Raw genomic sequence first — 14925 nt, 5'->3', positions numbered from 1 at the left:
GATTATTCTTATACGGTTACAGTTTTGATGGTGGCTAACCATTTTAATTCTGTCATGTGTTAGCCATATTATTTTTATTCTGTTTGAGAGTATGACTTGATACTCCCTATATGCATTAATGCTCGACGATTAAACGGTTTTTAATACGACATTACGCATTAAAATCATAGGTCGTGAACCCTAAGGCATCCGACTGTACTGTCTTTAACAAAGCCATAACTTGCGGTAAACGGAATGCACCATAGAATTGCGCTGTAGAAATGACGTTCTGATGATAGAGGGCATCTGTAACCTCATGCTTAGACGCCTCGCTAATGACATTCAGCAACTGCCAAGCACAGCAAAGTGTTCCCATGGCCTCTAAAAACGGTACGGAAATGCCATGCAACAAAGTGAGATCTTCCCGTTTTTCAAGCAAAACACGATCAAGAAGTTGACGAATTGTTGCCACAGCGTCACGCGTCTGCATCACCATGTCGGCTAGATGACGCTCTTCGGTCAACGTTTTTGCCAATTCATCTATCTCATCCAGTAGCGATCTTAGCGCCTCACCTTGATCACCACGCACTTTACGCATCAGCAAATCACGAGCTTGAATCCCCGTTGTACCTTCATAAATTGTGGTAATACGGACATCACGCATAATTTGAGCAACGCCGGTTTCTTCAACAAACCCCATACCACCAAACACCTGAACAACTTGCCCAGCCATATAATTGGCTCTTTCCGTTGCAAAGGCTTTAAAGATAGGGGTAAGTAGAGCAATACGTGAGCTAACGGCTTTCTCATGAGTGGATTCAGCGCGATCAATTTGCGCGGCGATTTGATAACCTAATGCACGTAATGCAAAGGTTTCAGAACGCATTTCCAGCAACATGCGTTTCACATCGGCGTGTTCAATAATATTGACCTTCTCACCGTGAGCGTTTGTGCCTTGAGTTCTTTCTTTGGCGTATTCTAAAGCGGATTGATACCCCAACTCACCAAGGGCGACACCCTGCAACCCACAACTTAAACGCGCTTCGTTCATTAAAACAAACATCGCCATTAAGCCTTGATTCAATTCACCAACAAGTTCGCCAACGCAGTGATCATGATCGCCATAACTGATCGAACACGTTGGGCTGCCATGTAACCCCATTTTATGTTCAATGCCAGTGCAACGAACATCATTGAAATCACCAACCTCCCCGTTTGAATTAACTCGGTACTTCGGTACGAGAAACAAAGAAATACCTCGGCTTCCAGCGGGGGCGTCAGGCGTTCTAGCCAATACTAAATGAGCAATATTGTCCGTTAAATCATGATCACCATAAGTGATAAAGATTTTTTGGCCCTTGATTTTATAAGTGCCGTCGTCTTGCGGTATGGCTTTCGTTGATAATAAGCCAAAATCCGAACCCGCATTCGATTCAGTTAGGGCCATCGCAACCGTCCACTCACCACTGACTATTTTTGATAAATAACGATTTTTCAACGATTCATTGGCAAATTTTAAGAGGATTTCTGACCCACCTTGAGCAAGCGCCTGAAACATGACAAAGGCCAAATTAGCAGATAACCAAATTTCATTTACAGGCTGCGCCATGTATTTAGGCAAACCTTGGCCACCAAATGACTCAGGAAGCGCTAAGCCAATCCAACCGGATTCTGCAAACTGTTGGTACGCTTGTCGCCATCCCTCTGGGGTACTAACGCGTCCATCTTGGAAACGACATCCCTGTGTGTCTCCTACGGAGTTCAAAGGCGCCATAACACCAGAGGCAAATTTTGCGGCTTCTTCTATAACGGCGTTAGCCAATTCTAGATCAAAGCCTTCTAGTGCCGCTAATTCATCGAGACCCTGTTGACGGTAAGCTTGCTCAACCAACAACTGCATGTCTTTATAAGGAGCTTGGTACATCATGCTTTCCTCTTACTTTGCTGCCATTCTAATAGCACCATCTAAACGAATTACTTCGCCATTTAGCATGCTGTTTTCAATAATATGCTGTGCAAGAGACGCAAATTCATCTGGGTCACCCAAACGAGGTGGGAATGGTACCGACTCACCTAACGATTTTTGAACGTCTTCTGGAAGAACATCCATCATAGGGGTTTTAAATAACCCGGGAGCAATCGTCATAACACGAATCCCAAAACGAGCCAACTCACGGGCAATAGGCAAGGTCATGGCGCATACACCGCCTTTAGAAGCAGCATAACCGGCTTGGCCAATTTGCCCATCGAACGCCGCGGCCGATGCCGTATTAATAATCACACCACGCTCTAGATTTGACGCCTGTTCATTGTGTTGCATTTGATCCGCCACGAGTCGAATCATGTTAAAAGTGCCAACAAGGTTTACCGAGATTGCACGCTGAAAAGAAGCCAGACGATGTGGACCTTCACGACCAACGACCCGTTCCGCACCTGGAATACCAGCACAGTTGACTAAGCCGCTAATCGCGCCGAATTTTTCAACGGCCAGATTAATGGCGTTTTGCGCCGACTCTTCACTCACAATATCCGTAACACAAGCAAACGCTCGGTCACCTAATTCGGTCTGCGCGCGAATAAGTCCCGCTTCATTCACGTCCGCTAACGTTACCTTCGCCCCCAAACCATGTAAACGGCGTGCTACCGCTTCGCCAATACCGGAAGCCGAACCTGTTACCACAAAATGTTTGTCTAGAATTTGCATATCGCCACTCCTTTTAGGGTTAACTAGGATTTTTTACGGTTAAGGAAAGCATCAATACGGGCTTTGACTTCTTCACTGGTTTGCGTAATACCACAAATTAATGATTCAGCGTACAGTCCTTCTTGGGCCGACATATTACTAATACGGCTCAACCCTGTTGTCATTGCCCAGTTGGAGTATTTAGAATTTTTACCGATACCTTCGGCTATTTCGAATGCTTTGGCTAAGGCTTCCCCGGTACCAACAACATAATGCCCTAAGCCAATGCGTAAGCCTTCTTCAGCGCCCACATCCCGGCCCGTTAACATCATTTCTGTCATACGGCTTGCACCAATAACATTCGCCACGTTTACCGACGCGCCACCACCAACAAAAATACCATGTTTACCCTCTGGTAGGCGGTAGAAGGTGTTTTCTTCCGTCACACGCACATGAGCCGAAATCGCCAACTCTAAACCACCACCAATGACAGCGCCATGCATGGCCGCGACAACAGGAATACCAGAATCACGAATATGACCAAACACTCGATGCCACATCTGAGAGTGCTTTACGACCTCAAAAGGTTCACGGGCTTTGTGTTCACGCAGATCTAAACCGGAGCAAAATTCAGGTCCATTACCTGAAAGAACGATCACATTGACATCCTCGGTCAGGTTCAAAAAAACCTGTTCAATTTCAAGACATAGATTGTCGTTAATCGCATTTTTTTTCTCTGGTCGGTTCAATTGCAAATGCGCAATGCCGTTCTCTACTGAAAAATTAATAAATTCAAATGTTTTCATAAGGAGCGCCTCTATTCTTATGTTTATGGGCTTAAATTTTTACTATTAAAATTATCGATCAGAAACTTTGATCACTATCGCCATGCCTGTATCGCCCGCGGCGCAGCCAGTAAATAAACCGTAACCGCCGCCAGTCATGGCCAGCTCTTCAATGAGTTCAATCACGGCTCGTAAGCCTGTTGGCCCTTGAGGATGCCCCCAAATAAGCGAACAGCCGTAGTTGTTCATTTTCATCACATCAAGGTCCATGGCTTTTGCCAACGCGACATCATTCACAGCAAAAGGATTGTGCGTTTTTATGGCATTCATTTGCTTAATGCCAACACCCGCAACAGCCAGTGCGCGTTTCGCCGCTTCAATAGGCGCCGCAGGCATATACGCTAAATCGTCTCTTGCTTGACCAAAGCCCAACACTTCTATTTTGATATCGGCATTTTTGCTTAGTGAGGAGGCCTCTTCTGAACGACAAAGAATAACTGAGGCATTGCCATCCGCTGGGTGAGTTTGATTTCCATAAGTAATCACGCCACCTTCTTTAATCGGCTTTAATTTTGCCAGTCCTTCAGGCGTTGTCGGGAAAACACCTTCATCACCAGTAATAACCGTATCTTCTTTTTTGAAGTTCGCCGTGGGTACGGAAAAAGGCAATGTCATAAAACGCTTCTGAAACGCGTGATCGTCTTTCAACGCATCTTGATATTGCTCATAACGGCGGTAAGTCACCGCATCTAACTCTTCGCGGGAAATATCAAAACGCTGAGCGACATTTTCACCGGTTTGCATCATAGAGTGACCACCAACACAATCATTCATCATGTTGTAGGTCACTTGATCTTCGGACGAGCCGGTTGGGCCTTTTGCATTAGGGTAATAAATATGTGGGCCATTTGAACAACGATCAGCCGTCATTAGCAAAGAAACGTTTGCCATGCCACAAACGATTTCCGAGGCCGCTGCAAACAACCCTCGAGCCCCTGTTGCACACACTTGATTAACCGCATGTCCGGGTGTATTCACCGCACCAATATCAAATAAAGGCCAAGGCGCACCATTAAAAGATTGATACTGATTAATCGTCATGCCTAAGACACCCGAATCAAAAATCAAAGGATCAATGTTTCTTTTAGCCAGTTCACCTTTTGCCACATGCGCCGCAAACTTCATGGAGTGCAAATGCTGTAACGCCCCTTGCCATTTAGTAAACGGGGTACTCCAATAAGCGCCATAAGGAATTTCTACATTCTTAATTGACATAACGTTGCCTCTTTCCTTTGTTCTTGTTATTTAGAAGTGGATGTCATGGTGCTGGCTAATCCGCCCCATTGATCTTGAAAGATGTCAGCCGGCATGGTTTTCAAATCAGCGGCAATAATTGGACGGAACGACATGGCGCTCAGAACGTCTTTTTCTAAATTTAAACCGGGGGCAATTTCCGTGAGAACCATACCTTCTTGACGCAATTCTAATACGCAACGTTCAGTAATAAACAACACTGGTTTCTTATTTTCACGAGCAAGGTCGCCACTAAAGGTAATGTGATCCACCGACTCAACAAACTTTTGTACCTTGCCTTCTTGCAAAACAGACACTTGGCCATTTTCATACGACAATTTCGCCCCATTTACCAAGGTGCCGCAGAAAACCACTTTCTTGGCACTTTGCGATATATTAATAAAGCCACCGGGACCTACGACTTTTGGACCAAATTTACTTACATTCAAATTGCCTTTGATATCGGCTTGCGCCAATCCCAAAAAGGCAATATCTAAGCCGCCACCATCGTAAAAATCGAATTGCGCTTCATGCTCAATAATAGCGTCAGCATTCCATGCCGCACCAAAATCAGCTCCAGAAGCCGGAATGCCGCCGTACGTACCCAGTTCTGTTGTTAGGGTAAATAAATGCGATACGTTTTCTTCCGCAGCCACAGCCGCTACACCATCAGGCATACCGATTCCAAGGTTAACCATCACATTGGTTTCCAATTCCATCGCCGCTCGGCGGGCAATGACTTTACGATCACCAAATGCCATTGGAGGCAGTGCACCTAATGGCACACGAGAATTGCCTGCAAGCCCTGGGTTATAAATACTACCAATAGTTTGCTTATGATCTTCAACCGGTGCCACAGTAACGTAATCCACCAAAACACCTGGAACTTTTACCTCTTTAGGATGAATCGAATGGCGCTCTGCAATGTACTTCACCTGGGCAATAACAATCCCACCATTGTTTTTCGCAGCTTGAGCCATCGGTAAAATTTCCGCTAACATGGCTTCTTCTTCGACCGATAAATTACCATTTTCATCCGCGGTTGTAGCACGGATAATGACGACATCAAGTGGGAATTTTTTGTACAACAGCCACTCTTCTTCTTCAATTTCAATTCGTTTAACAAGATCTTCTGTTGTTAAAGAGGTAACTTTACCTCCACTGACTAGAGGGTCAACGTATGTTCCCATACCCACTTTTGTGATTACACCAGGTTTATTACCCGCAATTTGACGCCACATGGTGGTGAGAACACCTTGAGGAAGTAAATACGCTTCAATCGCATTGTCAGAAATCATTTGTGCCATTTTGGGTGCTTGCCCAGTATGACCAGAGATAAGGCGCTTCACTAAATTAGGGTAAGCCATATGAGACATACCTGCCTCTTTGCCATCACCACAACCACAATCATGAATTAACGTAAGGCGCTTAGGGTGACCTGTTGTAACAAAACGATTCTCAACCGCTTTGGCGACGGCTTCGGCGAAATAGGACATGCCAACAGTAGACCATGCTACAGAATCGCCGTCCTTTATTAACTCAGCCGCTTGCTCTAGGGAAATAACCTTGCTCATCTTGAATCCTCAAATTTTATATTTTTATTGAGTTACCTTGGGATATATAAAATATGTTGTACATTACAACTATTTATTTTGCAAACATTTTGTATTGTCTTGCATTTTTTGAATCATCAAAGTAAAAAACTTATGCCCAGTATTGTTGCAAAGCACAACAATCTGTGTCACAAATAGATTGTCCTTAGATTTGAAAGAAAAAGTCAGGCCTAACTTCCCTGCTCAGCGTTGTGGGCTATGCTTGTTAAGTTACTTAAAAAAAACACTGAATAACAAAAAAAAATAAGGTGATAAAATGAATAAGATTAAAGTACAGGGCTTAGCCCTTGTTGCAGGCTCTGTCATGTCAATTAATGCTTTTGCAGCCGATCCTGAATTCACACTGAAGCTACATCACTTTCTTCCACCTATGTCTATGGCACACAGTCAAATCCTTGATCCTTGGGCTAAAAAAATCGAGCAAGATTCAAATGGACGTATCAAGATTGATGTGTATCCAGCCATGCAATTAGGCGGTAAACCACCTCAATTATTCGATCAAGTTCGTAAAGGCATTGTTGATATGTCTTGGACTGTCGCTGGGTATACGCCTGGGCGCTTCCCAAAAATGACGTCTTTTGAACTGCCTTTTGTACCTGGAACAGCAAAAGCAACCAGTATGGCGTTACAAGAATACGCCAATGAAGAGCTGCAAGAAGAACTTAAAGATGTGCATGTTATTGCCTTACATACTCATTCACCGGGCTCCTTTCACTCTCGCAATAAAGCCATCAAAACACTGGAAGATTTAGAGGGTGTAAAAGTACGAGCGCCAAACAAAGTCATGTCTGATGCTTTTAGAGAAGTTGATGCGAATACCGTATTTTTACCGGTTACTGAAATGCCAAGCGCCTTATCAAAAGGGGTAATTGACGTTGCGGTATTGCCTTATGAAGTGGTTTTACCGATGAAAATTTACGAATTAGTCAAACATCATACAGAATTTAGAGGGGCAGGTTTATACGCCAACGCTTTTATCTTCTCGATGAACAATAAAGTCTACGACAGCATGCCGCCTGATTTACAAGCTGTTATTGATAACAATTCCAACATTCCTCTAGCAGGGCATATTGGGGATCTGTTTGATAACTATGAGGTCTTCGCCCGCAAATTTGCCGTCGATCAAGGCAATACCTTTGATTACATTGAAGGGGATGAACACGCTCGTTGGGTTAAAGCCATGTCACCCGTCACAACGAAATGGGTTGAAGACATGAACGATGACGGATACGACGGTCAGCGCTTATTAGATAAAACTAAAGATCTAATCGAAAAATATTCAACTTATTAAGCCACGTTGTTGGATGATTTAACATGACAGTATTTTCTGCCGATATACAGCGATCCTTTTTGGGTCGCTTATCCAATGTCTTCGCACTGACTGGTGGCTTTATTATGCTTAGTATAGCGGCGGTTACTGTCGCAAGCATCATTGGCCGCTCAACAATGGGCCAGTCAATCGAAGGGGATTACGAAATCACAGAGATGGGATTGGCTATGGCTGTATTTCTATTTCTGCCAGAATGTTACATAAGAAAAGGACATGTTATCGTTGACCTTTTTACTTCTCACTGTACTCCTAGCACGATACACACCTTAGAAATAATTGGTGACCTCGTTTTCACCGTGGCCGTCTTAACCATGGCCTATCGTATGTCGCTCAGCGGTTTAGAAGCTAAAGAATACCTAGAACAAAGCATGCTCCTTGAGCTGCCCACATGGTGGACGTTTATTGTCGGCGTCATCTCAATGACACTTTGCGGATTATGCGGCATGTATAAACTGATTACGACATTCCGCGGAGGCGATCATGAGTAATATTGAGTTAGCTTTTGTGATGATGGCAGCCTTACTGGTTTTAATGAGCATTCGTATCCCTATTGCTTTGGCAATGCTGGTATGTGGTGCGATTGGCTATTCCTTTATTGGCGGCCTCCCCGCTCTATTAGAATATTTAGGTACCGCACCTGTTTCAAAGTTTTCAACTTACGACCTTTCCGTTGTACCTCTATTCCTATTAATGGGGGAACTTGCCACTCGATCAGGTATTACGGCCGAGCTCTTTAAAACCTGCAATACTTGGATAGGTCGTCAAAGAGGCGGTATTGCCATGGCGGCCGTTGCTGGCTGTGCCGCATTTGGTGCCATTTGTGGCTCGTCACTTGCGACAGCGTCTACAATGGGCAAAGTCGCCCTACCAGAAATGAAACGTCTTAAGTATTCTGGCAGTTTAGCGGCTGGCGCATTGGCGGCAGGAGGCACGTTAGGTATTTTAATTCCACCATCTATGGTGCTCATTATTTTCGCGGTTCTAACAGAACAAAATATTTCTAAAATGTTTATCGCGGCGTTTATACCCGGATTTTTAGCGGCCGGTGGGTACATTCTTGCTATTGCTATTTATGTTCGTATTTACCCTGAATCCGGGCCTCGAGGAGAAAAAACGACGCTTGCAGAAAAGATTAAATCAACGAAAGACGTTTGGCACATAACAGGCATTTTCTTAATTGTACTGGGTGGCATCTATATGGGGATTTTTACGCCTACTGAAGCGGCTTCTGTCGGGGTCATTCTAACGGCTATACTGGCCTTTACGCATGGTAAGATGAAACTTGACGGTCTTCTGGTCTGTTTAATGCGTACCGCAGTATCCGCTGCAATGATCTTTTTTATCGTATTAGGTGCCGATTTATTCAGTGTATTTATAGCTCTTTCTAGATTACCAGACTTAGGCGTAGAGCTTATTCAAAATTCAGGGTTGTCAGCGTATACCATCTTAGTGTTAATGCTATTAACTTATTTAATAATGGGGTGTTTCTTAGACAGTTTGGCGATGATTCTACTGACCATCCCAATCTACTTCCCTATTGTAATGGTCATGGATTTCGGTATTCCACCAGCCGACCTTGGTATTTGGTTTGGTATATTGGCTCTGATTGTTGTCGAGGTGGGTCTCATTACACCACCTGTTGGAATGAATGTTTTTATTATTAAATCATTCGATGACAGTCTGAAATTAAAAGAATGTTTTAAAGGTGTCATTCCGTTTTTAATCTCTGATTTTATAAGAGTGGCTTTATTAATACTCTTCCCAGGGATCACGCTTGGATTGGTTCATTTAATTGGTTAAGTATATAACGCCAGCAAACGCTGGCGTTGTCTGCTTGATGGCAATAATAGACAGTGAAAAGTCTACTTTGTCTATACAATGTAATAATGTGTCGTTTCTGCCATTCAAAGCGTTGCCTCTTCTATAAACGTAATCGTCATGCATCGCTGCAATAGGATTCGCGTAGATACAATCATGATTCATGAAAGGTTTTTATATGCAAACTTAAACAGTTTTGGATAACATCAATATCGCATTTTATATTACAATCCCTCTTTTATGACAAATATGAGAATGAAATGGCTGATGACACGAAGTACATAGACAATCCAGTAGACTTTGGAATATTAAATAGCCTGGTTGGTTATCGTCTACGTCGCGCTCAGATGAACTTTTTTACCAATTTTTCTGAAGTCTGCTCCGATCTTGGAATTAGCCCTGGCTTATTTGCCGTGATAGCCATTGTTGATAAAAACCCAGGGTTGACTCAAACGGCTGTCGCCCAAGCGCTTGGAAACGATCGATCGGCCATGGTCGCCGCAGTAGATAAACTAGAAGGGATGGATGTTATCGAACGCAGACCTGCAAAAAATGATCGACGCTCTTATGCTCTCTTTATGACAAAATATGGAGCAGAATTTTTCCAAAAATTAAGCGCAAGGGTCATCGAGCATGAAAAAATAATGACTGCACGCTTAAAAGGGGATGACGAATTAAAATGGTTATTAAACACATTGGATACATTGTCAAAAGAATAACGTTAAATGGATTTCAGCAGCTATTCAATACATTGGTTATTGCCACCTCAGTACAAAAGCCATTTCAATATAATAAAGAAATGGCTTTTAATTTTCTAAAGTACTTTTCTAGTGCAACCATTAATTAGATAATAAAATACTATTACCATTAAATAAAAGTGCTCTAAAGAGTAGCAAAAGCTATAAAAATTCCCAGCTGGCCCAATCACATCGGCACATCTTCAAACTGGCGCAATTCATGCTTAAATTTTCTATATCCTACGACTGAATATAGCTAAATAATACTGATTCTTTGCACTTTTAAACGTGTATTAAATAGATAAGCTTATATTATAGTAGCCTAAATGATCACCCTCACAGTTTCGAAAGGAAGTCTTCTCAATGTTGTCTAAATTAAAATATGCTTCAAGTGTGTTGCTTGTTCTGTTATTGGCTGGCTGTCAAGAAAAGGAGGAAGTAAAATCAACCACACCCCCAAAACCAAAAGTGCAAGTCGGAGTAATCACAATTGAAGCTCAAAAAACAGACTTGAAAACGGAATTAGCTGGACGAACGACTTCTAGTTTGGTCGCTGAAATTCGACCACAAGTCGGTGGAATAGTGAAAAAACGTTTTTTTGAAGAAGGCCAAAACGTTAAAAAAGGCGCGTTATTATACGAGCTAGATGATTCAACCTACCTTTCTTCCTATAAGCAAGCTCAAGCCGATTTAGAATCCGCCAATGCTAGCCTTAAATCAGCCCAACTTAAAAACACACGCTACACAGAGTTAAGAAAGCAAAATAACGTTTCTCAACAAGATTTAGACGATGCACATGTTGCTTATTTAGCCGCGGTAGCTAAGCAAAAAGGCTCAGAAGCCGCCTTAGAAAATGCGAAAATCAATCTAGATTATACCAAAATTCGATCGCCAATCGATGGCCGTATAGGTATTTCTCAAGTGACAGTGGGTGCATTAGTAACGGGCAGCCAAGCAACGGTCATGACAACGGTTCGCTCTTTAGACCCTATTTTCGTAGATTTAGCTCAAACCAGTTTAGACCAATTAAAACAAAGAACATTTCTATCCCAAAAGAATGTTGAGAAAGGCACAAACCAAGTGTCTTTAACATTAGAGGATGGATCTCAATACCAATACGAAGGCGTATTAAAAGCACGAGAAGTCAGCGTTGACGAGTCAACAGGCAGTGTTACTCTTCGAGCCGAATTTCCTAACCCTGACAACTTATTACTACCAGGGATGTTTGTTCGCGGAAAAATTCATGAGCTAACCCACAATGAAGCGATATTAGTACCTCAACAAGGTGTGTTTAGAGATGTAAAAGGCAATCCTATTGCCTATATCGTAAATCAAAACAATATTGTTGAACAAAGGGATTTAACGGTTGATAGAACGATTGGCAATCAATGGTTGGTCCTTTCCGGTATTCAATCTGGCGATAAAGTGATAATGGAAGGCACATTAAAAGCCAAAACCGGGAGCGAGGTTACGATTGTAAATATGCAACGTGACAGCCAAACAGGGGCTATTATCGCAGCCAATGCGAGTACCTCTTCGACTCAAGGGAATTAAAATATGATTGCTCATTTTTTTATTAATCGCCCTGTCTTTGCATGGGTAATTTCAATTGCAATAATGCTAGCAGGCCTTGCTTCTATCAATGCCCTACCAATCGCTCAATACCCAGACGTAGCACCTCCAACAATCAGTATTTCAGCCACCTATTCCGGTGCTTCGGCTGAAACGGTTGAGAACAGTGTTACTCAAATCCTTGAGCAACAACTTACAGGGCTAGATGGTCTTTTGTACTTTTCATCATCAAGTAGTTCTACTGGTCGATCAAGCATTAACGTTACCTTTGAACAAGGAACAGATCCGGATATTGCACAGGTCCAAATTCAAAATAAGATCCAACAAGTTACATCAAGTTTGCCCACTTCTGTACAACAAAACGGTGTCACAGTTAAAAAATCTAACTCTGATTTTTTGTTGATCGCTGCGATTTATGATGAAACAGATAAGAGCTCTGCCGGTGATATTTCAGACTTCCTAGTGGCAAGCCTGCAAGACCCCGTTTCTCGTGTTGAAGGTGTTGGTAGTATTCAGGTATTCGGCTCTGAATACGCAATGCGTATTTGGTTAGACCCACTCAAACTCGCGTCTTATAAACTGATGCCTTCAGATGTTTCGGCCGCGATTTCTGCACAAAACACTCAGGTTGCGGCCGGTAGTTTAGGCGCCTATCCTGTCATCGATGGACAGGAACTCAATGTCACGGTTACGGCTCAATCTAAACTACAAACAGCGGAGCAGTTCAAAGACATTATTCTCGCCTACGACAACAGTGGTGCCACCGTGCGCCTCAGCCATGTTGCTAAGGTCGAATTAGGCAATGAATCGTATTCCTACATCACACGTTTAAACGGTCACCCAGCGTCAGGCCTAGCGGTCATGCTGTCACCAGAAGGAAACGCTTTATCCACCTCAGAGTCTGTTAAAAACGTATTAAATGATTTTTCTAAAAATTTACCGGATGGTTATAAACTGGCTTATCCTGTTGATAACACCAGCTTCATAAGAATCTCCATTGAGGAAGTGGTTAAAACGCTGTTTGAAGCCATTGTATTGGTTATCATTGTCATGTTCATTTTCTTACAGAACTGGCGTGCTACATTAATCCCGGCCATTGCTGTACCAGTTGTACTTCTCGGTACTTTTGGCGTACTGGAACTGTTTGGTTATTCTATTAATACCTTAACCATGTTTGGTATCGTCTTATCTATCGGACTTCTGGTCGATGATGCGATCGTTGTCGTGGAAAACGTAGAGCGCGTCATGGAAGAGGAAAAACTGTCGCCAAAAGAATCGACCATTAAATCCATGAAAGAAATTACCAGTGCATTAATTGGTATTGCGGTTGTCTTATCGGCCGTATTTCTTCCAATGGCTTTCTTCAGTGGCTCTACGGGCGTTATTTATCGACAATTCTCAATCACAATCGTTTCTTCAATGATATTGTCAGTCATTGTTGCACTGACCTTGACCCCTGCGTTGTGTGCCACATTATTAAAATCAAATCATAAAAGTAATCAAAAAGGCTTAGGTGGCTGGTTTAACCGCACATTTGATGGAGCGACCAATAAGTACTCTGGAGGTGTAAGTCGGATCATTAAAACACCGATTCGTTGGATGCTTATTTACGGCATGATTGTGGCGGGTTTAATCGGATTAATGAATTCTTTACCTTCTGGCTTCCTCCCTACAGAAGACCAAGGACGCGTAATGGTAATGGTCTCTTTACCTGAAGGTGCCTCCATGTCTCGTACAGATAAAGTCATGAGAGAAATAGAGTCTTATTTCCTTGAAAAAGAAAAAAGTAATGTGGACGCCATCTTTACAATTTCCGGCTTCAACTTTATGGGCAGTGGGCAAAATGCAGGTATGGCTTTTGTCTCCTTAAAAGATTGGAGCGAACGTCTTGCGCCAGAAGACAGTGCAAGTGCAATTGTTGGCCGCTCATATGGTGGTTTTGCAGGCTTAAGGGACGCTAGAATTTTCTCTTTGATCCCCCCCTCTATTCGAGGCCTGGGCCAAAGTAGTGGTTTTACCTTCCAGCTTCAAGCCAGTGGTAATACTGATCGCGCCACCCTTTTAGAAATGCGTAATGCCTTATTACAAAACGCAAACACAAGCCCTCTATTAACTGGCGTTCGTCTCGGTTCTGATTCGGAAGCACCACAGCTGCACATTGATATTGACCAAGAGAAAGCATCGGCTCTTGGCCTGTCATTATCCGATATCAGTTCAACCTTGAGCAGTGCTTGGGCGGGTCGATATGTCAATGATTTCATTGATCGTGGTAGAGTAAAAACCGTCTATATGCAGGGTGATGCGAAATATCGCTCTTCTCCTGAAGACTTACAGAACTGGTATGTTCGTAGCAAAGACAACACCATGACGCCTTTCTCTGCATTTGCCACAAGCGAGTGGACCAATGGTCCTAAAAGCTTGAGCCGTTTTAATGGTTCTGCGTCTTACGAAATACAAGGGTCTGGCGCCAATGGCGTAAGTTCTGGAGAGGCAATGGACGAATTAGAACGTGTATCAGACTCTTTGACAGGTGGGGTGACTGGGGCATGGAGTGGGTTATCTTATCAAGAGCGCTTATCGAGCGGACAAACTCAAACACTGTATGCCATTTCCATTTTAGTGGTATTTTTGTGTCTTGCTGCATTATATGAAAGCTGGACTGTCCCTTTGTCCGTCATCTTAGTCATTCCACTGGGCGTCATTGGTGCTGCCGCGGCGGCGCACTTAAGAGGATTAGAAAATGATGTGTACTTCCAGGTCGCGTTGTTAACGACCATAGGACTTTCGTCAAAAAATGCCATTCTGATCGTCGAGTTCGCTGAAGCGGCGTATCGAAATGGGGCCAATGTCTGGGACGCCGCGGCACAAGCGGCTCGCCTAAGGTTACGCCCCATTATCATGACATCCATGGCCTTTATCGTCGGAACCATGCCATTAGTTCTCTCTTCTGGTGCTGGCGCCAACAGCCGGATTTCTATTGGTTCAGGTATCGTGGGTGGAACATTAACAGCAACGGTTTTGGCCATCTTTTTTGTTCCATTATTCTTTGTGATTGTGCGTCGAATTTTCTCAAAACGCCCAGATGGGTTATCGACAACAGAAGAGTAACTGCTGT

Annotated in this window: 12 protein-coding genes; 6 read left to right on the top strand and 6 right to left on the bottom strand. The window is 43.2% G+C overall.

From position 1 onward, the window contains the following. Nucleotides 1-151: 151 nt before the first annotated feature. From IEZ33_RS04065 to IEZ33_RS04045, 5 genes are read right to left on the bottom strand one after another with little or no spacing between them, the layout of a single operon-like run. A complete protein-coding gene (locus IEZ33_RS04065) occupies nucleotides 152-1906 on the bottom strand; it encodes an acyl-CoA dehydrogenase family protein (protein ID WP_191602442.1) in 1755 nt (584 codons plus the stop codon). Nucleotides 1907-1915: 9 nt separating this feature from the next. Next, a complete protein-coding gene (locus IEZ33_RS04060; RefSeq protein WP_191602441.1) occupies nucleotides 1916-2683 on the bottom strand; it encodes an SDR family NAD(P)-dependent oxidoreductase in 768 nt (255 codons plus the stop codon). Between the two features lie 23 nt (nucleotides 2684-2706). Beyond that, nucleotides 2707-3468, bottom strand: a complete 762-nt coding sequence (locus tag IEZ33_RS04055) for a crotonase/enoyl-CoA hydratase family protein (protein WP_191602440.1) — start codon at nucleotides 3466-3468, stop codon at nucleotides 2707-2709. Between the two features lie 51 nt (nucleotides 3469-3519). Continuing rightward, nucleotides 3520-4722, bottom strand: a complete 1203-nt coding sequence (locus IEZ33_RS04050) for a thiolase family protein (RefSeq protein WP_191602439.1) — start codon at nucleotides 4720-4722, stop codon at nucleotides 3520-3522. 26 nt (nucleotides 4723-4748) lie between these two features. Further along, complete coding sequence (locus IEZ33_RS04045) at nucleotides 4749-6314, bottom strand: acyl CoA:acetate/3-ketoacid CoA transferase (protein ID WP_191602438.1); 1566 nt, start codon at nucleotides 6312-6314, stop codon at nucleotides 4749-4751. A gap of 295 nt (nucleotides 6315-6609) precedes the next feature. Here IEZ33_RS04045 and IEZ33_RS04040 point away from each other — a divergent pair, with 295 nt between their 5' ends. The 3 genes from IEZ33_RS04040 to IEZ33_RS04030 are packed head-to-tail and all read left to right on the top strand — an operon-like array spanning nucleotide 6610 to nucleotide 9483. Further along, the gene (locus IEZ33_RS04040) at nucleotides 6610-7644 is read left to right on the top strand and encodes a TRAP transporter substrate-binding protein (protein ID WP_191602437.1); all 1035 of its coding nucleotides are present in this window, start codon (nucleotides 6610-6612) and stop codon (nucleotides 7642-7644) included. 23 nt (nucleotides 7645-7667) lie between these two features. Further along, the gene (locus tag IEZ33_RS04035; protein WP_191602436.1) at nucleotides 7668-8171 is read left to right on the top strand and encodes a TRAP transporter small permease; all 504 of its coding nucleotides are present in this window, start codon (nucleotides 7668-7670) and stop codon (nucleotides 8169-8171) included. After that, nucleotides 8164-9483 carry a TRAP transporter large permease gene (locus tag IEZ33_RS04030; RefSeq protein ID WP_191602435.1) on the top strand — a complete coding sequence of 440 codons (1320 nt, stop codon included), beginning with the start codon at nucleotides 8164-8166 and terminating at the stop codon, nucleotides 9481-9483. The genes IEZ33_RS04035 and IEZ33_RS04030 overlap by 8 nt, the downstream gene beginning before the upstream one ends. Here IEZ33_RS04030 and IEZ33_RS04025 read toward each other — a convergent pair. Further along, complete coding sequence (locus IEZ33_RS04025; protein WP_191602434.1) at nucleotides 9472-9666, bottom strand: hypothetical protein; 195 nt, start codon at nucleotides 9664-9666, stop codon at nucleotides 9472-9474. The genes IEZ33_RS04030 and IEZ33_RS04025 overlap by 12 nt on opposite strands. 95 nt (nucleotides 9667-9761) lie before the next feature. Here IEZ33_RS04025 and IEZ33_RS04020 point away from each other — a divergent pair, with 95 nt between their 5' ends. The 3 genes from IEZ33_RS04020 to IEZ33_RS04010 all read left to right on the top strand — a co-directional run bounded on the left by IEZ33_RS04020 (nucleotide 9762) and on the right by IEZ33_RS04010 (nucleotide 14918). Beyond that, complete coding sequence (locus tag IEZ33_RS04020) at nucleotides 9762-10220, top strand: MarR family winged helix-turn-helix transcriptional regulator (RefSeq protein WP_191602433.1); 459 nt, start codon at nucleotides 9762-9764, stop codon at nucleotides 10218-10220. 381 nt (nucleotides 10221-10601) lie between these two features. Beyond that, the gene (locus tag IEZ33_RS04015) at nucleotides 10602-11792 is read left to right on the top strand and encodes an efflux RND transporter periplasmic adaptor subunit (protein ID WP_191602432.1); all 1191 of its coding nucleotides are present in this window, start codon (nucleotides 10602-10604) and stop codon (nucleotides 11790-11792) included. A gap of 3 nt (nucleotides 11793-11795) precedes the next feature. After that, a complete protein-coding gene (locus tag IEZ33_RS04010; protein ID WP_191602431.1) occupies nucleotides 11796-14918 on the top strand; it encodes an efflux RND transporter permease subunit in 3123 nt (1040 codons plus the stop codon). Nucleotides 14919-14925: the final 7 nt, after the last annotated feature.

Source organism: Marinomonas algicola (assembly GCF_014805825.1).
Lineage (GTDB): Bacteria > Pseudomonadota > Gammaproteobacteria > Pseudomonadales > Marinomonadaceae > Marinomonas > Marinomonas algicola.
Note: the sequence above shows the minus strand (reverse complement) of the source record. Positions and strands in the feature narration are given on the sequence as shown.